The 23,277-nt window shown below is 74.5% G+C and carries 13 protein-coding genes; 6 read left to right on the top strand and 7 right to left on the bottom strand.

Annotated elements, in window-relative coordinates; genetic code table 11:
• Nucleotides 1–117: 117 nt before the first annotated feature.
• Nucleotides 118–1,440 (top strand): dicarboxylate/amino acid:cation symporter, encoded by a 1,323-nt coding sequence (locus ADEH_RS10895; protein ID WP_011421152.1) that lies wholly within the window; start codon nucleotides 118–120, stop codon nucleotides 1,438–1,440.
• A 165-nt stretch (nucleotides 1,441–1,605) separates the two neighbouring features.
• On the opposite strand, the gene ADEH_RS10890 is transcribed toward ADEH_RS10895, so the two are convergent.
• From ADEH_RS10890 to ADEH_RS10865, 6 genes are all read right to left on the bottom strand, one after another.
• Nucleotides 1,606–2,457, bottom strand: a complete 852-nt coding sequence (locus tag ADEH_RS10890; RefSeq protein ID WP_011421151.1) for a phosphatase PAP2 family protein — start codon at nucleotides 2,455–2,457, stop codon at nucleotides 1,606–1,608.
• A gap of 176 nt (nucleotides 2,458–2,633) precedes the next feature.
• On the bottom strand, nucleotides 2,634–3,815 hold the full coding sequence (locus ADEH_RS10885; protein ID WP_011421150.1) for a hypothetical protein: 1,182 nt from the start codon (nucleotides 3,813–3,815) through the stop codon (nucleotides 2,634–2,636).
• Nucleotides 3,812–4,513, bottom strand: coding sequence for a cytochrome c3 family protein (locus ADEH_RS10880; RefSeq protein WP_049760086.1), 702 nt, complete (start codon nucleotides 4,511–4,513; stop codon nucleotides 3,812–3,814). Before ADEH_RS10880 ends, ADEH_RS10885 begins: the two co-directional genes overlap by 4 nt.
• Before the next feature lie 75 nt (nucleotides 4,514–4,588).
• A complete protein-coding gene (locus ADEH_RS10875) occupies nucleotides 4,589–6,136 on the bottom strand; it encodes an FAD-dependent oxidoreductase (protein WP_011421148.1) in 1,548 nt (515 codons plus the stop codon).
• A 504-nt stretch (nucleotides 6,137–6,640) separates the two neighbouring features.
• Entirely contained in the window at nucleotides 6,641–7,678 is a 1,038-nt protein-coding gene (tdh, locus tag ADEH_RS10870; RefSeq protein WP_011421147.1) for an L-threonine 3-dehydrogenase, read from the bottom strand.
• A gap of 28 nt (nucleotides 7,679–7,706) precedes the next feature.
• Nucleotides 7,707–8,897: a glycine C-acetyltransferase gene (locus tag ADEH_RS10865; RefSeq protein WP_011421146.1), complete on the bottom strand. Its 1,191-nt coding sequence runs from the start codon at nucleotides 8,895–8,897 to the stop codon at nucleotides 7,707–7,709.
• A 222-nt stretch (nucleotides 8,898–9,119) separates the two neighbouring features.
• On the opposite strand from ADEH_RS10865, the gene ADEH_RS10860 reads away from it, so the two are divergent.
• Genes ADEH_RS10860 through ADEH_RS10850 form a run of 3 tightly spaced genes read left to right on the top strand, consistent with a single transcriptional unit; the run spans nucleotide 9,120 to nucleotide 15,187 of the window.
• Nucleotides 9,120–9,731, top strand: a complete 612-nt coding sequence (locus ADEH_RS10860; RefSeq protein ID WP_041453490.1) for a hypothetical protein — start codon at nucleotides 9,120–9,122, stop codon at nucleotides 9,729–9,731.
• Nucleotides 9,732–9,740: 9 nt separating this feature from the next.
• A complete protein-coding gene (locus ADEH_RS10855; protein WP_011421144.1) occupies nucleotides 9,741–14,351 on the top strand; it encodes an Lhr family helicase in 4,611 nt (1,536 codons plus the stop codon).
• Nucleotides 14,351–15,187: a DNA-formamidopyrimidine glycosylase family protein gene (locus ADEH_RS10850; protein WP_011421143.1), complete on the top strand. Its 837-nt coding sequence runs from the start codon at nucleotides 14,351–14,353 to the stop codon at nucleotides 15,185–15,187. The genes ADEH_RS10855 and ADEH_RS10850 overlap by 1 nt, the downstream gene beginning before the upstream one ends.
• Nucleotides 15,188–15,202: 15 nt before the next feature.
• Here ADEH_RS10850 and ADEH_RS10845 read toward each other — a convergent pair whose 3' ends face one another.
• Complete coding sequence (locus ADEH_RS10845; protein WP_011421142.1) at nucleotides 15,203–17,494, bottom strand: CHASE domain-containing sensor histidine kinase; 2,292 nt, start codon at nucleotides 17,492–17,494, stop codon at nucleotides 15,203–15,205.
• Between the two features lie 479 nt (nucleotides 17,495–17,973).
• Between ADEH_RS10845 and fdnG the strand changes: the two genes are divergently transcribed.
• Both fdnG and ADEH_RS10830 read left to right on the top strand, forming a co-directional pair.
• Entirely contained in the window at nucleotides 17,974–21,036 is a 3,063-nt protein-coding gene (gene fdnG, locus ADEH_RS10835) for a formate dehydrogenase-N subunit alpha (RefSeq protein ID WP_081436913.1), read from the top strand.
• 27 nt (nucleotides 21,037–21,063) lie between these two features.
• On the top strand, nucleotides 21,064–23,259 hold the full coding sequence (locus ADEH_RS10830) for a 4Fe-4S dicluster domain-containing protein (RefSeq protein WP_011421139.1): 2,196 nt from the start codon (nucleotides 21,064–21,066) through the stop codon (nucleotides 23,257–23,259).
• The last annotated feature ends 18 nt before the right edge of the window (nucleotides 23,260–23,277 follow it).

Below are 23,277 nucleotides of genomic sequence, written 5' to 3'. Positions count from 1 at the left end.
GATCCGGCACCGAAGGTGCTCTGGGCCGGGGCTCCACGCACATCCCACGGCCCCGCGGCGCGACCGCGGGCCTCGACCCCCGCGCCGGGCGGCGGCGGCTCCCGGCAGGAGAGACACGTGAAGCGTCTCGCGCGCAGCCTGTACCTGCAGGTGCTCCTGGCGGTCGTCCTCGGTGCGCTGGTCGGGCACCTGTTCCCGGCCACCGGCGCGTCGCTGAAGCCGCTCGGCGACGGGTTCATCAAGCTGGTGAAGATGCTGATCGCGCCCATCGTGTTCGCGACGGTCGTCACCGGCATCGCGAAGATGGGCGACCTGCGGAAGGTCGGGCGGGTGGGGCTGAAGGGGCTGCTCTACTTCGAGGTGCTGACCACCGTTGCGCTCGCCATCGGCCTGGTGGTGGCGCGCCTGGCGCGCCCCGGCGCGGGGATGAACGTGGACCCGGCCACGCTCGACACCAAGGCCATCGCCTCCTACACGAACGGCGCGCAGGCCCACGGCACCGTGGACTTCCTCATGAACGTGATCCCGCGCGACGTCGCGGACGCGTTCGCGCGCGGCGACATCCTGCAGGTGCTGCTGTTCTCGGTGCTGTTCGGCGCCGCGCTCGCGGCGCTGAAGGACAAGGGCCGGCCGGTGCTCGAGTTCGTGGACGGCCTCTCGCTGGTGCTGTTCCGCATCGTCGGCTTCGTGATGCGCCTCGCCCCGGTGGGCGCGTTCGGCGCCATGGCGTTCACGGTGGGGAAGTACGGCATCGCCACGCTGCTCAGCCTCGGCAAGCTCATCGCCTGCTTCTACGCGACGAGCGCGCTGTTCGTGGTGCTGATGCTGGGCCTGGTGCTGCGCTGGTGCGGGCTCAGCCTGTTCCGGTTCCTCCGCTACATCAAGGAGGAGATCTTCGTGGTGCTCGGCACCTCCTCCTCCGAGTCGGCGCTGCCGCTCATGATGCGGAAGATGGAGAAGCTCGGCTGCTCGAAGCCGGTGGTCGGGCTGGTGGTGCCGATGGGCTACTCCTTCAACCTCGACGGCACCTCCATCTACCTGACGCTCGCCACCCTGTTCATCGCCCAGGCGACCAACACCCACGTGACGCTGGTGCAGGAGCTGGAGATCCTGGCGGTGCTGCTGCTGACCTCGAAGGGCGCCGCGGCGGTGACCGGCGGCGGCTTCATCACGCTGGCGGCGACGCTCTCCGCGGTGGGGAACATCCCGGTGGCCGGCCTGGCGCTGCTGCTTGGCGTGGACCGGTTCATGTCCGAGGCCCGCGCCATCACCAACCTCATCGGGAATGGCGTCGCCTCGGTGGCCGTTTCGCGCTGGGAGGGCGAGCTGGACCAGGCCCGCGCCCGCGCCGTCCTCGCCGGCACCGTGCCGGACGAGGTGGAGCCGGCGAACGATCCCGAGCCGCCGGCGATGGCGGCCGGCCTCGGGCTGCACGGCTGAGCCGCCGCACCATCCCGTCCCACGAGAGGGAGGAACCCGAACATGATCCGCCTCATCCGCACGCTGGCCCGCCTCTGGAACGCGCTCTGCGAGCTCGACGCCCGCACCGCGCTCCGCCCCGCGCCCGCGCACGTCCGCAAGTAGCCCGCGGCGCGCCGGGGGGCGCTACCAGGTGCCGGTGAGCTGGACGCCGCGCCCCATGGGCGCGAGCGCCACCGGCAGCCGCCCCCCGCGCGCGTGGAGCAGCGGGACCAGCGTCCCGAAGCCGAAGCCCGCCGCCGCGCCCACCAGGACGTCGGTGGGGAAGTGGCGCCCCGCCAGCACGCGCTCGGCGCCGACGCTCGCGCCCACCGCCGCGGTCACCAGCCACGGCCACGCGGCCGGGCCCCGGCGCAGCGTGTAGGTCCAGGACGCGGCGGTGAGCGCCGCGACCGCGGTGGAGGTGTGCCCGGAGTAGAACGACCGGTAGCCCTGCGCCTGCTTCACCAGGCCGTCGCGCCCGGCGTAGGTGACCGGCAGCGGCCGCTGCACCGCGAACTTCACCGTCATCACCGCGGCCGAGTTGAGCGCCAGCGTCTCGGTGAGGATCATCAGGTCCTCGCGCAGCGCCCGCGTGTTCCCCACCCACAGCGCGTCCGCCACCACCGGCACGCCCACCGAGGCGAGCACGGTCACGTCGCTGATCACGCCGGCGGCGCGGCTGTGCAGGTCGATGGCGAAGCGGTCGAAGCCGTTCACCTCGGCCGGATCGCAGGGGCAGCGCGGGGAGATGAAGTGGAACGGGTAGCGCCCTGGCAGGATGGCCACGCCCGCCGCGAGCGCGGTGAGCGGCACGTCGAGCCAGGGGACCAGCCGGTAGACGCTGTCGCCCGGCGGCCGCGCCTCGGGCGCGTCGAGCGGCAGGTCCGGCGCGGCCGGCGGCACGACGGTGGGGGCGGAGGGCAGGGCCGCCGGCACCGTCTGGACGGCCGGGACGGGCTGGGCGGCGAGGGCGAGCGCGAGGATGGCCGGGAGCATCGGGGACCCGCCGCGGGGGCGGACACCTCCGACGCTGTGCACCGCGTGCCCCCGTGTCGAGGCCTTCCTTCACGATCCGTGGCTGCTTCGCGGGGCGGACGCGCCCGGACGAGTGGGCCCCCGGCCGCGAGCGGGGCGCGGCCGGGGGCCCGGGGCTGCGAGGGGTTCACCAGTGGTCAGAAGGCGTACATCGCGGTCAGGGACCCCTGGTCCGCGGTGCGGGTCCCCGTGACGGTCCGGGTCTCGTACCGGTAGTACTCCAGGCCCAGCGTGTAGGGACCCTCGCAGTACTTGGTGAGCGCGCCGATCGACACGTTGCGGAGCCGCGTCGCGCCCGCCTCGCGGACGTCGGCGTCGTCCGGATCGTCCACGCCGGCGAACAGGTGCGCCGAGAGGGTGTCGGTGAACGACCAGCCCGCCTGCGCCCACGCCCCCCACCCCTGGATGTCGCCGAACTGCACGATGGCGCCGAACAGCTGCCCGACCGCGCGCCCGGTCCAGCCGTTCGCCGCGAGCTGCAGCGGGCCCGCGGTCACCTTGCCGCCCAGCTCCGCGGCCCAGCCGTCCACGCCGTCCTCCGGCGCCGTCGCGCCCACGCCGCTCAGGTCCTTGCGGTCGTAGTGGCCGACCAGGAACGCGGAGTAGGCCACGCGGTCGGCGGGCTTGCCGCTCAGCATGGCACGCGCCTCGACCTGCGGGATCGAGGACGCCTCGCCGTAGGAGACGCCCAGCGGCAGGCCCGCGTCGGCGTCGCTCCAGGAGCCGCGGGTGGCGCTCACCGCCAGCTCGAGGGCGTGGGTGCCGGCGAGCGGGATGCGGTGGAACACCATCACGCCCGGGAAGCGCCAGCCGATGCCGCCCGCCGCGTAGCTGGCGGGGAACGCGACGTGGGCGAGGCTGACCGGCGCCATGGCGAAGATGAGCCCGTGGTTCTGGCCCACCTGGAAGGTGGTGCGGCCCAGCACCAGCTCGGCGTAGGCGAGGCGCAGGCGCGGCCCCACCGACTCGTCGCCGAAGGCGCCGCCGGTGTTGCCGCCGAAGAAGTCGGCCTCGACCAGCGCGCGCGGCGTGGCGCGGCCGGAGAGGATGGCGGGGCCGGTGGCCGCGAGCTGGAGCCGGGTCTGGCGCAGGTCGCCGCCGAGGAACGTCTCGTCGGTCCCCGGCTCGGCGACGGTGAACAGCGAGCCCTGGCCGTTCCAGGGGCCGGTCGTCGCGTCCTGGACGAACACGGTGGCGGACACGAACCCGTGGAGCGCGAGCGAGGGCTTCTCCGGTGCGGCAGCGGGCTCGGCCGCGAGGGCCTGCGCCGAGGTCGCGAGCGCGGCGGCGCACGCGAGCCGTACGACGGTGTCGATCATGGTGTCTCCTCCGGTGCTGCGTGGACCGGGCGCAACGGCGCCGCGCCCGGCAGCGGCTTCATCTCGAACTTCGGGTGGCAGTTGAGGCAGTAGTTCTCCGAGGCGGCGTGGGCGTGGTGGCAGACCGTGCAGTCGATCTCCCCGAGGTGCGAGCGGTGCGGGTTGCGGTCCGGGTGCACCGCGGGCTCGGTCGCCTTCACGAGGGCGTCGGCCGGGCCGTGGCACGCGAGGCAGCGGTCGTTCTCGACGAACGCGCCCGTCTCCGGGAGCGCGCCGGCGTGGCAGCCGGCGCAGGCGACGTCGGCCTTCGCGTGGGCCGCGTCGAGCAGCGTCGAGCCCGCCCAGGAGGCCGCGGCCCGGCGCAGCGGCGCGTCGCCCTCGGCGAGCGTGCCGAGCGGCTTCTTCCCGCCGGCGAGGCCGAAGCGCCCGCGCGCCAGCGTGTGGCACACGGTGCAGTCCGCCTCGGGCGCGCGGTGGGCGCGGTGAAGCCGCGCCGAGAACGCGTCCGGCTTCGCGTCCGCGACCGGCTTGTGGCAGCCGAGGCAGGCGGCCAGGGTGGTGCCCTTCACCGGCGGGTGATCCTTGGGCAGGACGGTCCACGAAGGGTGACACTGCTTGCAGCTGCCCGCGGGGGCGGACGGCCGGGGAGGCGCGGCGGCGACGAGCGCCAGCGCGCCGAGCGCGACGAGGGCGTTCATGGAGGGCTCCGGTGAGGGAAGGGCGGACGCCCGGCGCCGGCGAGCAGGACCGGCGCCGGGGATCCGCGTGGCCGCCTAGGCGGCCGGGGTGGCGCCCGCCGCGCTCCGGCCGGCGATCCGCCCGAACACGACCGCGTCCGGGCCGGCGTTGCCGCCGAGGCGGTTCGCGCCGTGGATGCCGCCGGTGATCTCGCCCGCGGCGAAGAACCTCGGGATGGGGTTGCCCCAGATGTCGATCACGCGCGCCTGCTCGTCGATGCGCAGGCCGCCCATGGTGTGGTGCACCGCGGGCCACTGGGCGATGCCGTAGAACGGCCCCTCCTCGAGCGGCAGCATGCGGTCGGTGATGGGCTTGCCGAAGTCCGGGTCCCTCTTCTCCTTGATGTACCGGTTGTGCGTGGCGACGGTCTCGCGGAGCGCGTCGGCCGGGAGCCCGAGCTTGCCGGCCAGCTCCTCGATGGTGTCGGCCTTCACGAAGCGGCCCTTGGAGATGCCGGCGTCGATCTCCTCCTTGGTGCCGCCCATGAGCGGCGCCATCTTCGCGCTGAAGACGGAGTAGGTCGGCTTCATCCCGGTGTTGATCTCGGCGCGCGAGACCACGTCGCGGCGCTCCAGCTCGTTCACGAAGCGCTTGCCCTTCCTGTCCACGTACAGGATGCCGTAGCCCGGGCCGCGGAACGGGTAGACGGCCGGCGCGTCGAGGATGCCGGTCTCCGGCTCGGCGTACGGGTAGAGCTGGATGAAGGCGAGGTGCAGCGTGTCGGCGCCGACGGCCTGCGCGAAGCGGAGCGTCTCGCCGGTGGCGCCCGGGTGGTTGGTGCAGTTGTAGCTCGCCACCAGGCTCGGGTTGAACGCCATGCGCATCTTCACGTCGCGGCTGAAGCCGCCCGACGCGAGCACCAGCCCCCGGGTCACCCTGAGCTGGAGCTTCTTCCCGCGGGCCTTCACCTCGACGCCCAGCACCGGCCCGTCCACGTCGGCGCGCCAGATCCAGGTGATCTCGTGGTTGAGGCGGATCTTCGCGCCGGCCTTCTCCGCGATCTTGCGCTCGGCCTCGGTGTAGCCGCGCCCGACGCCCTCCTTGCACGTGTGGGTGCGGTAGGCGGTGTGCCCGCCGGTGCGGTTCAGGATCTCGCGGAGCTGCAGGCCGCCCTCGTCGATCATCCAGTCGAGCGCCTTCGGCGACTCGCGGCAGAGGATCTCGACCAGCTTGGGATCGCCGTAGTAGTCGCCCCCCTTGAGCGTGTCCTTGCCGTGCAGGTCCTGCGAGTCCTCGGGCAGCTTCAGCTTCTCGCGGAGGTGCAGCTCGTCGGTCCAGGCGTTGTACTCGCCGCCGTTGATGATCGAGTTGCCGCCGTACACCGGCATCTTCTCGAGCACCGTCACCTTCGCGCCCGCCTTGGCGGCCTCGGCCGCCGCCGCCAGGCCGGCGAAGCCGGAGCCCACCACCACCACGTCCCAGGTCTCGTCCCACCTCTTCGGCAGGGGCCGCTTCGCGCGCGGCTCGGCCGCGTCGGCCTTGCCGCCGAAGAGGTCGAGCGCGAGGCCCGTGCCGGCCGCCACCGCGGTGGCCTTGAGGATCGCGCGACGTCCGACTCCGGTCTTCTGCTGCTGATCGCTCATCTGGCTTCTCCTGTCCGCCGGGGGGCGGAAGAGCCGCGCACCGGTCTGGGCACGGCGTTGCGGGGGGAGCCTTCGAGCGGCGGCGCGACGCGGGCAATGGGTCGGCGGCCACCCCGCGCCGTGCACCCGCTGCGCGCCGGCAGGCGCTTCGTTCGCGCGCGCGAGGCGGCGCAGCGCGCGCACGGGCGCAGCCTGCGCGGCGCGGCCGCGGCGGGCGTGAGCGCCCGGGCGGATCTCCGCGGCGCACGCCGGGGGAGGAATGTGGATTCCGCCGGTCCGCATCCCCGGTCGCGCCCGATCGGCCCGGGTCGGCGGTGCCCGCAGCGCCTGCGCGTGCGGCCGGCGCGCCGGCGGCGCGGGGCGAAAGTGGACGCGTCCGGTAGGGATCCCGGCGCAGGCCTCGCGCGCCCGCACCCCGCGTGCGGGTGCGACCGGCGCGTGGTTTGTTGCCGCGCGGCGCGGGCGCGCCGCACACGCGGTGTCAGCTCACGGTGGGTGAATCGTTCAGCGCGCGACGCCCCAGTCCAGCACGACCTTGCCCGAGCGCCCGCTGCGCATCACGTCGAAGCCCTGCTGGAAGTCGTCGATCGAGAAGCGGTGCGTGACGACCGCCGAGAGGTCGAGCCCGCTCTGGAGCATCGCGACCATCTTGTACCAGGTCTCGTACATCTCCCGGCCGTACACGCCCTTGAGCTGGAGGCCCTTGAACACCACCTGGCTCCAGTCGATGGGCTCCGGGCCGGGCATGATGCCGAGCAGGGCGATCCTGCCGCCGTGGTTCATCACCTCGAGGAGCTGGCGGAAGGCGCGGCCGTTCCCGCTCATCTCCAGCCCCACGTCGAAGCCCTCGCGCATGCCCAGCTCGGACATGACCGCGCGCAGGTCCTCCCGCGCCACGTTCACCGCCCGCGACGCGCCCATCCGGCGCGCCAGGTCGAGGCGGTAGTCGTTCACGTCGGTCACCACCACGTGGCGCGCGCCCACGTGCCGCGCGATCGCCGCCGCCATCACGCCGATGGGCCCGGCGCCGGTGACGAGCACGTCCTCGCCCACCAGGTCGAAGGAGAGCGCGGTGTGCGTGGCGTTGCCGAACGGGTCGAAGATGGCGGCGATGTCGTCGGGGATGTCGTCCGGGATGCGGTAGACGTTGTCGGCCGGGATCACCACGTACTCGGCGAACGAGCCGGGCCGGTTCACGCCCACGCCCACCGTGTGCCGGCACAGGTGCCGGCGGCCGGCGCGGCAGTTCCGGCAGAAGCCGCAGGTGACGTGCCCCTCGCCGCTCACCCGCTCGCCGGGCCGGAACGCCTCCACCTCGGCCCCGACCCGCTCGACCCGGCCCACGTACTCGTGGCCCACCACCATCGGCACCGGGACGGTCTTCTGGCTCCACTCGTCCCAGTTGTAGATGTGCACGTCGGTGCCGCAGATCGCGCTCTTCGTCACCCGGATCATCACGTCGTGGACCCCCACCTCGGGGACCGGGACGTCGTGCTGCATCCAGATGCCTTCCTCGCGCTTCGCCTTGACGAGTGCCTTCATCGCGTCGGTTCCCTCGGGGTGAACGTGCTCAGATGACGCCCAGCGCGCGGCCGACCTTCTCGAACGCCGCCACGGCGTGGTCGAGGTCCTCGCGCGAGTGCGCCGCGCTCATCTGCGTGCGGATGCGCGCCTGGCCCTTCGGCACCACCGGGAAGAAGAAGCCGGTCACGTAGACGCCCTCGTCGAGCAGCCGGCGGGCCAGCTCCTGCGCCAGCGGCGCCTCGTGGAGCATCACCGGGATGATGGGGTGCTCGCCCGGCAGCAGCTCGAAGCCGAGGCGGGTCAGCTCGGCGCGGAAGTGGCGGGCGTTCTCGCGGAGCTGCCGCCGCAGGCCGTCGCCGGACTCCAGCAGGTCGAGCACCGCGATGCTGGTGGCGGCGATGACCGGCGCGAGCGTGTTCGAGAACAGGTACGGCCGCGCCTTCTGGCGGAGCCACTCGACCACCTCGCGCGAGCCGGCCACGTAGCCGCCGGACGCGCCGCCCAGCGCCTTGCCGAGCGTGCCGGTGACGAGGTCCACCCGGCCCATCACCCCGTGGTGCTCGTGCGTGCCGCGGCCGTGCTCGCCGACGAAGCCCACCGCGTGGCTGTCGTCCACCATCACCATCGCGCCGTGCCGCCCGGCCAGGTCGCAGATGGCGGGCAGGTTGGCGAGGTACCCGTCCATCGAGAAGACGCCGTCGGTCACCACCAGCTTGAACCGCGCCCCGGCGGCGTCGGCGGCGGCGAGCTGCGCGGCGAGGTCGGCCATGTCGCCGTTCGCGTAGCGGTAGCGGCGCGCCTTGCAGAGCCGGATCCCGTCGATGATGGAGGCGTGGTTGAGCGCGTCGGAGACGACCGCGTCCTCCTCGCCCAGCAGCGCCTCGAACACGCCGCCGTTCGCGTCGAAGCAGGAGGAGAACAGGATGGCGTCCTCGAAGCCGAGGTAGCGCGCCAGCCGCTGCTCCAGCTCCTTGTGGATGTCCTGGGTGCCGCAGATGAACCGCACCGAGGACATGCCGAAGCCCCAGCGAGGCAGCGCCGCCACCGCGGCGTCCACCAGCTCCTGCCGCCCGGCAAGGCCGAGGTAGTTGTTCGCGCACAGGTTCACCACCCGGCGGCCGTCGGCCTCGACCCAGGGGCCCTGGCGGCTGGTGATGACGCGCTCGCGCTTGAACAGCCCCTCCGCCTGGAGGCGGTCGAGCTGGGTGCGCAGGTGATCGGTGAAGGCTGGGTTCATGGCGCGCGTCCTCGGGTGCGGGGCGCCCCCTTTCTAACCCGCCGTGCGCGGGTGCGCCGCCCGTCCGGAGGGGGTCGCCGCGCCGCGTCGCAGGCTGCGTGGGCGCTGGCCGGGCGCGGGGCGTGGCGCCCCGGCGGCCGGCGACGCAACGTCGAGCGGACGGCGCCCCTCGCGCCGGTGGATCGACGGCGCTCCCCCCCGCGCCGTGGATGGGCAGGTCCGATGTCCCTGTCGCTCGTCGCGCTCCTCCTCTCGCTGGCGGCCGCCGCGCCGCCGGGCGCGGAGCCCCCGTCCCCTGCGGCCGCGGCCGCGCCGGACGGCTCCGCCGCGGCCCAGGCGGCAGCCCAGCCCGCGGCGCCGGCGTCCGCGGCGCCCACCCTGCGCGAGGTGAACCTGGCCCGCGCCGGGAAGGGCCTGCTGCCGCGCAAGGCGCCCCCCCGCCGCGCGCCCCGCCGGCTGCACGTGGTCTCCGCGCGCGACCAGGTGGCCCGCGCGCAGCAGGTCGGCGGCTCGGCGGCGGTGGAGCTGGTGGAGGTGGCCACGGCGGCGGCCGCGCCGGAGCTCGTGCCCGCCGCCGAGCCCGTGCCGGGCGCCGCCGGCCCGGCCTGGATCGCGGGGCGGGTGATCCGCGGCGTCGTGGGCCTCGGCCTCGGCGTCGGCGTCGGCGGCGCGGGCGGTCGCGGCGCCGAGCCGGGCGCGCGGGTGGAGGCGGAGCCCGGCGGCCTGCGCGCCGGGGCGCGGGTCGCCTCGGTGGAGGTGACGGTGCGCGTGCGCGCCGGCGCGCTGGCGCTCGCGGCCGGCTCGCCGGGGGCGGCCGTCCGGCCCCTCCGTTAGACTCGGGGGATGGCGAGGTCCCCCGATGCGGCGGCGGTGCCGTTCCACCCCGCGGTGCGGGCCTGGTTCGAGCGCGCCTTCCAGGCGCCCACCCGCGCGCAGGCGCTCGGCTGGCCGCCGATCCACCGGGGGGAGAGCACGCTGCTGCTCGCGCCGACCGGCAGCGGCAAGACGCTGGCCGCGTTCCTGTCCTGCATCGACCGGCTCATGTTCTCGCCCGAGCCGCCGCGCCGGGAGCGGCTGCGGGTGGTGTACGTCTCGCCGCTGAAGGCGCTGGCGGTGGACGTGGAGCGCAACCTGCGCGCGCCGCTCGCCGGCATCGCGCAGGTGGCGGCGGAGCGCGGCGACGCGCACCGGATCCCCTCGGTGGCCGTGCGCACCGGGGACACGCCCGCCGCGGAGCGGGCGCGCTTCGCGCGCGACCCCGCCGACGTCCTCATCACCACCCCGGAGTCGCTCTACCTGCTGCTCACGCAGGCGGCGCGCGAGGGGCTCCGCACGGTGGAGACGGTGATCGTGGACGAGATCCACGCGCTCGTCCCGAGCAAGCGCGGCGCGCACCTGGCGCTGTCGCTGGAGCGGCTGGAGCAGCTGGCCGGGCGGCCGCTGCAGCGGATCGGGCTCTCGGCCACGCAGCGCCCGCTCGACGAGGTGGCGCGGTTCCTGGGCGGCGCGCGCCCGGCCGCGCCGGCGGGGGCGGGCGAGGCCGAGGGCGCGCTGGGCGAGCTGCGCGACCGGGCCGCCCGCCCGGCCTGGCGGCCGGTGACGGTGGTGGACGCGGGGTCGCGCAAGGCCCTCGAGCTCACCGTCGAGGTGCCGGTCGAGGACATGGCTCGCCTGGGCGAGCCGCTCGACCTGCCCGGCGGCGACGCCTCGCAGGCGCCCCCGCGGGCCTCGATCTGGACGGCCATCCACCCGCGCCTGCTCGAGCTGGTGAAGGCGCACCGCACCACGTTGCTGTTCGTGAACAGCCGGCGGGTGGCCGAGCGGCTCGCCGGCGCGCTGAACGAGCTGGCGGGCGAGACGCTGGTGCAGGCGCACCACGGCTCCATCGCCCGGCCGCAGCGCATCGCCATCGAGGACAACCTCAAGGCCGGGCGGGTCCGCGGCCTGGTGGCGACCTCCTCGCTGGAGCTCGGCATCGACATGGGCTCGGTGGACCTGGTGGTCCAGATCGAGGCGCCGCCGTCGGTCGCGAGCGGCATGCAGCGCATCGGGCGCGCCGGCCACCAGGTGGGCGCGCCCAGCGCCGGCGTGCTGTTCCCGAAGTACCGCGGCGACCTCGTCGCCTGCGCCGCGCTCACCGAGGCCATGCAGGAGGGCGACGTCGAGGCGACGCGCTACCTGCGCAACCCGCTCGACGTGCTGGCGCAGCAGATCGTGGCGATGGTCTCGCTCGACGACTGGCGGGTGGACGACCTCCACGCGGCGCTGCGCGGCGCCGCGCCGTTCGCCGAGCTGCCGCGCGGGATCCTGGAGGGCGTGCTCGACCTGCTCTCGGGCCGGTATCCGTCGGAGGAGCTGGCCGAGCTGCGCCCGCGCGTCACCTGGGACCGGGTGCGCGGGGTGCTGCGCGCGCGCGAGGGCGCGCGGCGGGTGGCGGTGGTGAGCGGCGGGACCATCCCGGACCGCGGCCTCTACGGCGTGTACCTGCTGGGCGGCGCCAAGGGCCAGGCGCGGGTGGGCGAGCTGGACGAGGAGATGGTCTTCGAGACGGCGGTCGGCGAGACGTTCACCCTGGGCGCCTCCACCTGGCGCGTCGAGGAGATCACCCACGACCGCGTGCTCGTGTCGCCGGCGCCGGGCGAGCCGGGGAAGATGCCGTTCTGGCACGGCGACGCGGCCGCCCGGCCGGTGGAGCTGGGGCGGCGCATCGGGCGGCTGGTGCGGGAGCTGCGCGGGGTGCCGCGCGCCGCCGCGCTGGAGCGCCTGCGGGCCCGCCACGGCCTCGACGCGCGCGCGGCGGAGAACCTGGTCCGCTACCTCGAGGACCAGCAGCAGGCGGCCGGGGCGGTGCCGGACGACCGGACCGTGCTGGTGGAGCGCTGCCGCGACGAGCTGGGCGACTGGCGCGTGTGCGTGCTCGCGCCGTTCGGCAGCGCGGTGCTCGTCCCCTGGTGCATGGCGGCGGCCCGGCGCGCCCGCGACCGGCTCGGCGCCGACCCGGAGACGCTCTGGACCAACGACGGCTTCGCGCTCCGGCTCCCGGAGACCGACCAGCCGCCCGAGGTGGACTTCCTGTTCCCGGAGCCGGAGGAGGTCGAGGCGCTGGTGGTGGAGCAGCTCGGGGCCACCGCGCTGTTCGCCGCCCGCTTCCGCGAGGCGTCCGCGCGCGCGCTGCTCCTGCCGCGCCGCCGCCCCGGCCAGCGGACCCCGCTGTGGCAGCAGCGCAAGCGCGCCGCCGACCTGCTCGCGGTGGCCTCCCGCTTCGCGCAGTTCCCGCTGCTCCTCGAGGCCTACCGCGAGTGCCTGCGCGACGTGTTCGACCTGCCCGCGCTGGTGGAGCTGATGCGCGACCTGAAGGCGGGGCGGGTGCGCCGGGCGGTCGCCGACACGCGGGTGCCGTCGCCGTTCGCCGGCTCGCTCCTGTTCGGCTTCGTGGCGAGCTTCATCTACGACGGCGACGCGCCGCTGGCGGAGCGGCGCGCGCAGGCGCTCGCCATCGACCAGGCGCAGCTCCGCGAGCTGCTGGGCGAGGCGGAGCTGCGCGAGCTGCTCGACGCCGACGCGCTCGCCGACCTGGAGGCGCGGCTGCAGCTCCTGCGGCCCGAGCTGCGGGTGCGCAGCGCCGACGGCCTCGCCGACATGCTGCTCCGGCTCGGGGATCTCAGCCGCGCCGAGGTGGAGCGCCGCTCGGCGAGCCCGGAGGTCGCCGCCAGCCTCGACCGGCTGGTGGCGGAGCGGCGGGCGGTGCCGCTCCGCGTCGGCGGGGAGGAGCGGTTCGTGGCGGTGGAGGACGCCGCCCGCTACCGCGACGGCCTCGGGGTGCCGCTCCCGCCCGGCGTGCCCGAGGCGCTGCTCGCGCCGGTGCCGGACGCGCTCGACGGCCTGGTGGCGCGCCACGCCCGCCGGCACGCGCCGTTCACCGCGGGGGAGCTGGCGGCGCGCCTCGGCCTGGGCCGGGCCGCGGCGGAGCGGGTGCTGGAGCGGCTCGCGCGCGCGGGCCGGCTGCTGGAGGGCGCGTTCCGGCCGCACGGCGCGGAGCGCGAGTGGTGCGACCCGGACGTGCTCCGGACGCTCCGGCGCCGCTCGCTCGCGAAGCTCCGCGAGGAGATCGAGCCGGTCGAGCCGCGGGTGCTGGGGCGGACGCTGCTCGGCTGGCACGGGATCACGCGCCGCGCCGCCGGCCTGGACGCGGTGCTGGACGCGGTCGAGAAGCTCCAGGGCGCGCCGCTGCCGGCGTCGCTGCTCGAGAGCGAGATCCTGCCGGCGCGGGTGGAGGGCTACCTGCCCGGCGACCTCGACGCGCTCGCGGCGGGCGGGGAGGTGACCTGGGTCGGCCTCGAGCCGCTGGGCGAGCGCGACGGGCGGGTCGCGATCTTCCTCGCCGACGCGCTGCCCGCGCTGCTCCCCCCGGCGCCGGCCGCCGAGCCGCCGGAGGATCCGCGGGAGCGGCGCATCCTCGATCACCTGGCGCACCGCGGGGCCTGCTTCTTCCCGGAGCTGCACGAGGCCGCGGGCGGCGGCTTCGCCCAGCAGACGGTGGACGCGATCTGGGCGCTGGTGTGGCGGGGGCTGGTGACGAACGACACGTTCCAGGTGCTGCGGGCCCGCGCCGCGCGGGCCGCGCCGCGGCGCGATCGCGAGCGGGCGCGCCGGACCGCCCGGCGGGCCGCGGCGGCCGGGTACCGCTCGCGCCTCTCCGCGCCGCCCGGCGCGGGCGGGCGCTGGACGCTGGTGGAGGCGCGCCGCGACGCCGGCGGCCGGCCCCGGCCCACCCCGACGCAGTGGAGCGCGGCGCTCGCGCAGCAGCTGCTGGCGCGCTACGGCGTGGTGACCCGCGGCGTGGCCGCCGCCGAGGCGCTGCCGGGCGGCTTCGGCGCGGTCTACGACGTGCTGCGCCACCTCGAGGAGTCGGGGCGGATCCGGCGCGGCTACTTCGTGGCCGGGGTGGGCGCGATGCAGTTCGCGCAGCCGGGCGCGCTCGACCTGCTGCGCGCCTCGCGCGAGCCGGGCGAGGCGCCGGAGGTGGTGACGCTGGCGGCGGCCGACCCGGCCAACGCGTGGGGCGCGCTGGTGGAGTGGCCGCCGGTGCCGGGGGCGCCGGAGGGCAAGCGGCCCGCGCGCGCGGTGGGCGCCGAGGTGGTGCTGGTGGACGGGGCGCCCGGCGCCTGGGCGGCCCGCGGGCTGCGGCAGGTGCTGGCGTGGCTGCCGGAGGACGAGCCGGACCGCTCGCGGGTGGGCGAGGCGGTGGCGGGCGCGCTCGCGGCGCTGGCCCGCGACGCGCTCGCGCGCGGGGAGGGCGCGCTGCTGGAGGAGGTGAACGGGGTCGCTGCGGCGACGCACCCGCTGGCCGGCTTCCTGGTGCAGGCCGGGTTCTCGCCGGCCGGCACCGCGCTGCAGCTCCCGCGCCGCGCCGCCGGCGCGCTGACGCTCCCCTCCGGCGCCGGGCTGGCCTGATGCCCGAGGGCGACACGCTGGCCCGGGCCGCGCGCGCCCTGCACCGCGCGCTCGCCGGCAAGCCGGTGGTCCGCTTCGAGACGGTGCTGCCCCGGCTGGCGCGCGTGGACGCCGGCGCGCCGGTGGCCGGGCGCACCGTGGAGCGGGTGGAGTCCGTCGGCAAGCACCTGCTCCTCCACTTCTCGGGCGGCCTCGTGCTGCGCACGCACCTGCGCATGAACGGGAGCTGGCACCTGTACCGGCCCGGCGCCCCGTGGCGGCGGCCCGCCTCGGCGATGCGCGTGCTCGTCGAGGTGCCGGACGCGGTGGCGGTGGCGTTCGAGCTGCCGGTGGCGGAGTGGATCCGCGCCGCGGACCTGGGGCGGGCCCCGGCGCTGGCGCGCCTCGGGCCCGACCTGCTCTCGCCGGCGTTCGACCAGGCCGAGGCGGAGCGGCGGCTGCGGGCGCGCGGCGCGCTCGCCGTCGCGGACGCGCTGGTGGACCAGGGGGCGCTCGCCGGCGCCGGCAACGAGCTCAAGTCGGAGATCCTGTTCGTGGCCGGGGTGAGCCCGTTCCGCCGGGTCGAGGACCTCGCCGACGCGGAGCTGCGCGCGGTGATCGCGACCGCGCGCCGGCTCATCGCCGAGAACGTCCCGCCGCCCGGGCCCGGCGGCGTGGAGACCTGGCGCGGCGGGCGCCGCACCACCCGCCGCATGAACCCGCGCGAGCGGGCCTGGGTGTACGGCCGCGGCGGGCGCCCGTGCCGCCGGTGCGGCGCGCCCATCGCGTTCGCGCGGCAGGGCCCGCACGCGCAGGCCACCTGGTGGTGCCCGCGCTGCCAGCCGGGCCCGGGCTGAGCCCTCGGACCGCGCTCAGGCCGTGGGCGGGGGGCTGGTGGTGGCGGCCCCGGCCCGGCGCGCGGCGGCGGGCTCGGGCGCGCGCGACAGCGTCACGGTGAACGTCGAGCCGGCGCCGGGCGCGCTCTCGACGCGGACGGTCCCGCCCAGCACCTCGACGATCTCGCGCACGATCCACAGGCCCAGGCCGAAGCCGCCGTAGTGGCGGCGCGACACCGCCCGCTCGAAGCGCTCGAAGATGCGCCGCTGGTCGCTCGCGGAGATGCCGATGCCGTGGTCGCGCACCGAGAGCAGCGCCCGGTCGCCGTCGGCGCGGACCCGCACCTCCACCGGCCGCCCGGGCCCGTACTTCACCGCGTTCCCGAGCAGGTTCGTGAGCACCTGGTCGAGCCGCACCCGATCCCAGCGCCCCACCACCGGCTCGGGCGCCTCCAGCGAGAGCGGGCACGCCGCCCGCGCCGCCTCCTCCTCGAACCGCGCCACCACGTCCCGCGCCACCTCGGCGAGGTCCACCGGCTCGAGCTCCAGCTCCAGCCGGCCGGCGTTGATGCGCGAGAGGTCGAGCAGGCTCGCCACCAGGCGGGTGAGCCGGTCCACGCTGCGCCGGATCACCTCCGACTTGCGCACCAGCGCCTCCGCGTCGCCGCGGCCGGCGCTGGCGCGCAGGCTGTCGGACTGGAGCGCGAGCGAGGTGAGCGGCGTCTTCAGCTCGTGCGAGGCGATCGAGAGGAACTCGTCCCGGACGCGCACCGCGTCCTGCGCGCGCCAGGTGAGCCGCGCCGTGTCCACCGAGGCCGCGAGCAGCCGGGCCAGGTCCTCGGCGATGGCCCGATCGTGCCCGTCGAAGGGGCCGTGCGCGGAGAGCAGGGTGATGGCGCCGAGCGGCTCGCCGCGGACCATGAGCGGCACGCTCAGCAGCGCGTCCACGCGATCCTCGCGCATCCGGTCGGCGAGCGCGGGGGAGCGCGCGAAGAACGGCACCCGGTCCGGCGCGCGGTCCACCTCGTGCGGCTGGCCGGTGGAGAGCGCGGCCGCCATGCCGGTGCGCGCCTGCGGGTCCAGGCCGGTGGCGGCGGCCGCGGCCTGCCACGCCGCCGCGCGGGCCGGGTCGCGGTGGCCGGCGAACCAGAGCGGTCCGGCCGGCTCCACCACGCAGCCCACGCACACGTCCGCCACCCGCTCGGCGGCGAGCCGGGCCACCTCGGGGAGGGTGCGCCGGTAGTCGAGGTCCGAGGCCAGCCGCTGGCTGGCGGCGGCGAGGAACGCGGTGCGGCGCGCGTCCTGCTCGGCGCGGCCGCGCGCCAGCACCTCGGAGCGGGTGATCCAGAACAGCAGCACGGTGAGCGCCGCCCCCACGCCCAGCACCAGCCCCGGGAGCGCCCGGTCGGTGCGCGAGACGAACGCGGCGCTGGCGGTGTGGCGCACGGTCCAGGTGCGGCCGGCCACCTCCAGGCGCTGCGCGGTGGTGAGCGCGCCGCCGCGGGCGGCGGTGCCGTCGTCGTAGAGCAGGGCGTCGGGCGTCTCCACCTCCCCGTCGAACACCGCCAGCCCGATGGTGCGCGCCGGCGCGTCGCCGAGCGTGGAGCGCAGCAGATCGGTGGCGCGGAACGGCGCGTACACCCAGCCGCGCAGCAGCTCGCGCCGCTCCTCCGGCGAGCGCGGCGCGCGCGCGTACACCGGCAGGTACACGAGGAACCCGGCCTGCCGCTCGGTGCCGGCCTCCTGCACCAGCTCCACCGGGGCGGACGCGGCCACGTCGCCGGTGTCGCGCGCCCGCTCCATCGCCGCGCGCCGGACCGGCTCCGAGAACATGTCGAAGCCGATGGCCCGGCGGTTTCGCCAGTCCAGCGGCTCGAGGAACACGATGCTGGAGTAGAGCGCGCGCTCGCCCTCGGGCCAGACGCGGTACTCCGGGTTCCACTGCTCCCGCACCGCCGCCACGTGGGCGGTGACCTCGCCGGGCCGGAGCGCCCGGCACCAGCCGAGGCCCTGGATCCCCCGGTAGTAGCGGGTGAGCTCGATGCTCTGGACGTAGGTGCGGAAGCCGACGCGGTCCGGCTCGCCGCCGGTCCCCTCGACGAAGCCGCGCGTGGCGCGCAGCATCGCCACGTACGCGTTCATCCGGTCGCGGAGCGCGTCGGTGCCCGCGGTGGCGCGCTCGCGGAAGCGCGCCACCTCCTGCGCCTGGACCGCGGCCCGCACGTACTGCCAGGACGCGAGCGTGGCCGCGAGGCTGATGGCGGCCACGGCCGCGGGCACCGCGTGCGTGCGGAGGACGGCGACGGGCGGGCGGCGACGGTTGGGCATGGGCCTGTGGGCCGGGCCCGCGGCCCCGCCTCGTCAAAGTATGCCCGTTGTGCGGGCCGGGCAGGGGAGGCATCGCGCGGGCGCCCCGGCGCGCGGCCGCCCGCCGCGCAGCGATTGCGCCGGGTGCGCCGCAGGGGATTCCCGGCGCGTAATTTTCGTCCCCCTCCCGCGCCGGCGCCCAAATGCGCGTGGTCAATTGATCCGGGTCAAGCCGGTACCGGACCCCGGAAGTCCAGGGGCTTCCCCGCTCCCCCGGAACAGGTATTCCGAACTTCATGGACCTTTGAACTCGACTTGAGCCAGAATTCGCTCGGTGTGACGGGCACTTGCATCAATGTGGACCGATCGGTACAGTGCGCCCGCGTCGTCGCCCGGCGTACGCCCGAGGAGGCAATCCTTCGGGTGGCCCGGGCGGTGCACACGCCGCGACCCGCGGGAGCAGCCGCCATCCGGATTGGCAACGAAAGGGAAGCACCACAATGACCCTGAGCAGAAGAAATTGGTTGAAGATTGCAGCCGGGGGCACGGCCGGGCTGGCGCTCGCCGACCTGGGCTTCGGCCCGGGCGAGGCGCGGGCCGCCACCGGCGCCCTGAAGCTGAAGGGCACCAAGGAGTTCACCACCGCCTGCAACTTCTGCTCGTGCGGCTGCGGCATGGTCGCCCACGTCAGGGACGGGCAGCTCGTCAACCTCGAGGGCGATCCGGACCACGCCATCAACTTCGGCGCGCTCTGCACCAAGGGCGCGGCCATGAAGGCCACCCACGACTCCCCGCGGCGGGTGAAGGCGCCGATGTACCGCGCGCCGGGCTCCGATCGCTGGGAGGAGATCTCCTGGGACCAGGCGTACGAGAAGCTCGCCCGGAAGCTCAAGGAGGTCCGCGACGCGAGCTGGACCGTCACCGAGAAGGACGGCGACGCCGAGTACCCGGTGAACCGCACCGACGCGATCGCGCTCATGGGCGGCGCCCAGAACACGAACGAGGAGTGCTACCTCTTCAACAAGATGGGCCGGCTGCTCGGGACGAGCTACGTCGAGCACCAGGCACGGCTTTGACACAGCCCCACCGTCCCCAGTCTGGGGGCATCGTTCGGCCGTGGCGCGATGACGAATGGTTGGGCTGACCTGCAGAACGCCAAGGTCTTCCTGATCGAGGGGTCCAACGCCGCCGAGAACCACGTGATGGCGATGAAGTGGATCCGCAAGGCGCAGGAGAAGGGCGCCAAGGTCATCCACGTCGATCCGCGCTTCAACCGCACCTCCTCGATCGCCGACGTGTTCGCGCGCATCCGCCCGGGCTCGGACATCGCGTTCCTCTCGGCGGTCATCAACCACGTGCTGCAGAAGCGCCTCTACGACGAGGCGTACGTGAAGCTGCACACGAACGCGCTCCTCGTGTCGAAGGACGAGTTCGGCTTCGACGAGGGCGTGTTCTCCGGGTACGACCACGAGAAGCACAAGTACGACAACGCCTCGTGGGGCTACGAGCTCGACGCCGCGCGCAAGCCGGTCAAGGCGAAGGACCTCGACGACCCGCGCTGCGTGTTCTCGAAGCTGAAGCAGCACTTCGCGCGCTACACGCCGGAGGTGGCGGAGCAGATCTCGGGCGTGCCGGCGAAGCAGGTGGTCGAGATCGCGGAGCTGTACGCGAACAACCGGCCCGGCACGATCCTGTACGCGCTCGGGATGACCCAGCACACGGTCGGCATCCAGAACATCCGCTGCTACGGCATCCTGCAGATGCTGCTCGGCAACATCGGCGTGGCCGGCGGCGGCGTCAACGCGCTGCGCGGCGAGCCGAACGTGCAGGGCGCCTGCGACATGTCCGTGCTGCACGGCTACATGTTCGGCTACCTGAACTACCCCGAGCACGCCCACACGACGTTCAAGGACTGGACGAAGGCCAACGGCAGCTTCCGCGCGAAGATGACCGCGAACGGCCTGAAGGCGTGGTTCGGCGAGAACGCCACCCCCGAGAACGAGTTCGGCTGGGCCTGGCTGCCGAAGAAGAGCGCAAAGAAGGACTACTCGATCTACGGCATCCTCGACGCCGCCTACGCCGGGCAGATGAAGGTGCTGTGGGCCCTCGGCCAGAACCCGATGGTCACGAACCCGAACCTCTCCTACGTGCACGACGCGCTGTCGAAGCTCGACATGCTGGTGGTGCAGGAGCTGTGGGAGACCGAGACCGCCGCGTTCTGGCAGCGCCCGGGCACCGACCCGAAGGCGATCCAGACCGAGGTGCTGCTGCTCCCGGCCGCCTACTTCATGGAGAAGGAGGGCACCATCACCGGCTCGGGCCGCATGGTGCAGTGGCGCCACGCGGCGGTGAAGCCGCCCGGGCAGGCCAAGACCGACATCGAGATCATCGACGCGGTCTACCGCAAGGTCCGCGGCCTGTACGCCGGCTCGGCGGATCCCAAGGACGCGCCGCTCGCCAAGGCCGCCTGGGACTACCGCGCGGAGAGCCTCGCCGAGGACGTCCTGAAGGAGATCAACGGCCGCGTGCACCGCGACGTGACGCTCCCCGACGGCAAGGTGCTGAAGGCGGGTGACATGGTGGGCGGCATCGGCCAGCTGCAGGCCGACGGCTCGACCTCGTCCGGCGTCTGGCTGTACGCGGGCGTGTTCGCCGGCGGCAAGAACCTGTCGAAGCGCCGCGACAGCTCGGACAAGTCCGGCATCGGCTTCTACAAGGACTTCGCCTGGTCCTGGCCGGGCAACATGAAGATCCTCTACAACCGCGCCTCCTGCGACGCGAACGGCAAGCCCTGGCCCGGGACCATCCCGATCATCGCCTGGGACGAGACCGAGAAGAAGTGGAAGGGCAAGGACACGCCGGACGTGCCGGACGCCACCAAGGGCCCGGACACGCCGGAGGGCCAGCGCGCGTTCCGCATGAACGCCGAGGGGCTGGGGCGGCTCATGGCTGCGCCGTACAAGTCCTTCAAGGAGGCGAAGGACGAGCTGCCGATCGACAGCTCCTACGTGCCGAAGGACGGTCCGTTCCCCGAGCACTACGAGCCGGTCGAGAGCCCCGTCGCGAACGTCATGCACCCGAAGGTGCAGACGAACCCGTGCCTCAAGTACCCGCGGGTCAAGGCCAAGCAGCCCATCGGCACGTCGAAGGACTTCCCCTACGTGCTCATGACCTCGTCCATCGCGGAGCACTGGTGCGCCGGGTCCACCACCCGCAACGTGCCGTGGCTGAACGAGCTGTTCCCGGAGCCGGTGATCGAGCTGCCGGAGAAGCTCGCCGCGAAGCTCACGATCCGGTCGGGCGACAAGGTGAAGGTGACCTCGGCGCGCGGCGACGTGACGGTGAAGGCCGTCGTCACCAAGCGCATGCAGGTCATGAAGATCGCCGGCCAGGAGGTGCCGGTGGTGTGGATGCCGTACAACTGGGGGTTCAAGGGCCTCAGCACCGGTCCGAGCACCAACTACCTGACCATCGACGCGGTGGACCCGGGAGCCGGCACCCAGGAGACCAAGGCGTGCCTCGTCGACGTCGCTCGCGTGGAGGAGGCCGTCGCCTCGCGGTAGGGGGCGGCGCGCTGAAAGGAGACGACGATGAGCAAGGCCACGTTGATCGACACGACGTACTGCATCGGTTGCCGCTCGTGCCAGAGCACCTGCAAGCAGTGGAACGACCTCCCCGCCGAGCAGACGGTGCTGCTCGGCGGTGACAAGGGGCTCCAGAACCCCAACACGCTGACCTCCAGCACGTTCGCGGTGGTCACCTTCGACGAGGTGGAGGACGCGAACGCGCCGGGCGGGCTCCGGTACGTGTCCACCAAGCGCCAGTGCATGCACTGCGAGGAGCCGGCCTGCGCGGCGGCCTGCCCGGTGACGGCGCTGCACAAGACCGAGTCGGGCGCCGTCGCCTACGACGCCTCGAAGTGCATCGGCTGCCGCTACTGCATGTGGGCCTGCCCGTTCGGCGTGCCCACCGCGGAGTGGGACTCGCTCGCGCCGAAGATCCAGAAGTGCGACATGTGCGTGGGCCGCCAGACGGCGGCCGTGCCCGACGAGCGCAACGGCGTCGCGCTCACCGCGGAGGAGCGCGCCCACCTCGCCGCGGCGTACGCCATCCCGGCGTGCGTCAAGCAGTGCCCGGCCGGCGCGCTGAAGTACGGCGACCGGGACGAGCTGCTGAAGGAGGCGCACGCGCGCATCGCGGCCAGCCCGGCCAAGTACGTGGACCACGTCTACGGCGAGCACGAGGTGGGCGGGACGAACATGCTGTACCTGTCGCCGGTCCCGTTCGAGAAGCTCGGCTTCCCGACGGACCTCGGCACCGATCCGCTCCCGCGCCGCAGCGCGGTGGCGCTCGGCGCGGTCCCGCCCGCGGTCATCGGGGTGGGCGCGGCGCTCGGCGGCGTGTACGCGCTGTCGAAGCGCAGGCAGGAGGTGAAGGCGAAGGAGAGGAAGGCGCACGAGCACCACCCCGAGTTCGCCCCGGTGAAGCAGCCGTTCTGGACCACCGCGAACAAGCTGCTCGCGGCGGTGATGGCCTGGGGCGCGATCTCCTTCGTGGCCCGGTTCGCCCTCGGCCTGGGCGGCTCCACCAACCTCAGCGACACCTACGCCTGGGGCCTCTGGATCGTCTTCGACCTGGTCTGGATCGCGGTCGCGGCCGGCGCGTTCGCCACGGCGGGCCTCATCTACGTGCTCCAGCGCAAGGACCTGTACTCCATCGGACGGTCCGCCGTGCTGATGGGCCTCCTGTCCTACTCGTTCGTCACGGTGACGCTGCTCGCCGACCTCGGCCTGCCGTGGCACTTCTGGCGTCTCGGCACCGAGGCCCCGCACCACTCGGCCATGTTCGAGGTCTCCTGGTGCGTCGGCCTGTACGTGACGGTCCTCGCGTTCGAGTTCATGCCGGTGCCGTTCGAGCGCTGGGGCATGAAGAAGGCGATGGAGGCCTGGAAGCGCTGGTCGCCCTGGTACGTGGTGGGCGCGGTGACGCTGTTCGTCTACCTGATGTCCCGCAACGTCGTGATCGCGGCGGCGGCGGCGGCGGTGTTCTCGGTCCTGGCGTACGCGTTCCGCACGCGCCCGGGCGAGAAGCCGGTGCCCATCCTGCTCGCCATCGCGGCGGTGACGCTGTCCACCATGCACCAGAGCTCGCTGGGCTCGCTGTTCCTGCTCATGCCCGACAAGCTCGACCACGCCTGGTGGTCGCCGGTGATGCCGGTCTACTTCTTCCTCTCGTCCATCGCGGCCGGCCTGGGCCTGATGGTGCTGGTGGAGCTGTGGATCGCGAAGGCGTTCAAGCGGCAGGTCCGCGTGGCGCAGCTCGCCGCGCTCGGCAAGGTGGCGTTCTGGGCCCTCGCGGTGTACGAGGCGTTCCGCCTCGGCGACCTGGCCGTCCGCGGCCAGCTCGGGCACGCGCTCACCGGCCCGAAGGCCGGCCTGTTCCTGGCCGAGGTGGTGCTGGGCGGCCTCCTGCCGCTCGTGCTCCTCGGCGCGGCGAAGCTCCGTGAGCGTCCGGCGATCCTGGGCGTGGCGTCGGCGCTCGCCACCGGCGGCATCGTGCTGAACCGCATGAGCGTGGTGGTGTTCGCGATGAACCTCAAGGGCGCCATGCCGCAGGACTCGGCGCAGGCGTACCTCCCGAGCTCGGTCGAGTGGGGCGTCTCGCTCGGCCTCATCGCGGCGACCATCTTCCTCTTCGGGCTCGCGGTCCGGCACATGCCGGTGCTGCCCAAGGAGGAGCCCGCCGAGGCAGCGAACGAGCCGAAGGCGGAGCAGGCCAGCGCGTAACGCGCCCGCGCGTACGCG

Source organism: Anaeromyxobacter dehalogenans 2CP-C (assembly GCF_000013385.1).
Classification (GTDB): Bacteria; Myxococcota; Myxococcia; order Myxococcales; family Anaeromyxobacteraceae; genus Anaeromyxobacter; species Anaeromyxobacter dehalogenans_B.
The sequence above is the reverse complement of the archived record's forward strand: the minus strand, read 5'-3'. Positions and strand labels throughout refer to the sequence as shown.

What these genes read in the sequence shown, in the direction of transcription:
- tdh (WP_011421147.1), bottom strand. Translation starts at nt 7,678, where the DNA reads ATGAAGGCACTCGTCAAGGCGAAGCGCGAGGAAGGCATCTGGATGCAG.
- ADEH_RS10850 (WP_011421143.1), top strand. Translation starts at nt 14,351, where the DNA reads ATGCCCGAGGGCGACACGCTGGCCCGGGCCGCGCGCGCCCTGCACCGC.
- ADEH_RS10865 (WP_011421146.1), bottom strand. Translation starts at nt 8,897, where the DNA reads ATGAACCCAGCCTTCACCGATCACCTGCGCACCCAGCTCGACCGCCTC.
- ADEH_RS10830 (WP_011421139.1), top strand. Translation starts at nt 21,064, where the DNA reads ATGAGCAAGGCCACGTTGATCGACACGACGTACTGCATCGGTTGCCGC.
- ADEH_RS10860 (WP_041453490.1), top strand. Translation starts at nt 9,120, where the DNA reads ATGTCCCTGTCGCTCGTCGCGCTCCTCCTCTCGCTGGCGGCCGCCGCG.
- ADEH_RS10875 (WP_011421148.1), bottom strand. Translation starts at nt 6,136, where the DNA reads ATGAGCGATCAGCAGCAGAAGACCGGAGTCGGACGTCGCGCGATCCTC.
- ADEH_RS10880 (WP_049760086.1), bottom strand. Translation starts at nt 4,513, where the DNA reads ATGAACGCCCTCGTCGCGCTCGGCGCGCTGGCGCTCGTCGCCGCCGCG.
- ADEH_RS10890 (WP_011421151.1), bottom strand. Translation starts at nt 2,457, where the DNA reads ATGCTCCCGGCCATCCTCGCGCTCGCCCTCGCCGCCCAGCCCGTCCCG.
- ADEH_RS10885 (WP_011421150.1), bottom strand. Translation starts at nt 3,815, where the DNA reads ATGATCGACACCGTCGTACGGCTCGCGTGCGCCGCCGCGCTCGCGACC.
- ADEH_RS10845 (WP_011421142.1), bottom strand. Translation starts at nt 17,494, where the DNA reads ATGCCCAACCGTCGCCGCCCGCCCGTCGCCGTCCTCCGCACGCACGCG.
- ADEH_RS10855 (WP_011421144.1), top strand. Translation starts at nt 9,741, where the DNA reads ATGGCGAGGTCCCCCGATGCGGCGGCGGTGCCGTTCCACCCCGCGGTG.